1 pseudogene is annotated in these 837 nt (G+C 42.3%); it reads left to right on the top strand.

The window, feature by feature from the left end:
- A pseudogene (locus A3762_RS27690) lies at positions 1-486 on the top strand (SGNH/GDSL hydrolase family protein); the annotation flags it as partial.
- Between the last annotated feature and the right edge of the window lie 351 nt (positions 487-837).

Here is an 837-nt window from a genome sequence, read left to right as displayed (position 1 = left end):
ATCGCAACTTCAGTAACAAATCAATATCGTGATGCACGTGCAACAAATCCGAACATCAACGTTGTGTTGGCTGATGGTGGCGGTAACGACATCTTGATTCCTGCAACACTTCTTGACCCATACGGATGTCGTACTCAGTGGTACCGCTGGTGGCCATCAAATGCTTGCTACAACTTGTTGGAGGATACTGTTCTTCTTGGCATAGACCTAATGAATGAAATGGACGCTGATGGTGTTCAGGACATCGTTTGGTTGGGTTACTACAACCTTCCACGTGGCAATAGCAACCTTAACTCTATCTTGAATACAGGTGGCGATTGGTTGAACTACGCATGTGAAACAGCAACAACTGCAAGCTGCTCGTTCATCGATACGCGTGGCACTGTTCCAGCAAGCCAAGTTGAAGGTGATGACATTCACCCAACTCCAGCAGGTTCTATAAACCTTGCAGGCCAAATCTGGCCAGTATTCAGCACTAAGCTATAAGCATTAGTGCCAATCTACACGGTGCAACGTCGTGTAGATTCGTTTTAGAAAAGCACGCCTCGGCGTGCTTTTTTGTTTCATCTTTAAGTTAAACCTAAGATCGTTTTCCTAGCTTAATTCGTTATTAACCGTCTACGTTTCGTAGCCGCTTATTTTCCATCAATGTGTTTTTTATTACGAATTTACCTTACTAGTACTGGCCGACATTGTTCATGATTTGGCCTGTCATGTTCATATTTTGACCTCTAATTGTTAGGTCTTAATTTCTTAGTTTATTAGTATGTTGCGCGCCATATGCGAGTATGGCGACATAATAAAAAGCTTGGAGAGAACAATGATAAATCTAAAAAA

The sequence above is a fragment of the Oleiphilus sp. HI0125 genome (genome assembly GCF_001635355.1).
Note: the sequence above shows the minus strand (reverse complement) of the source record. Positions and strands in the feature narration are given on the sequence as shown.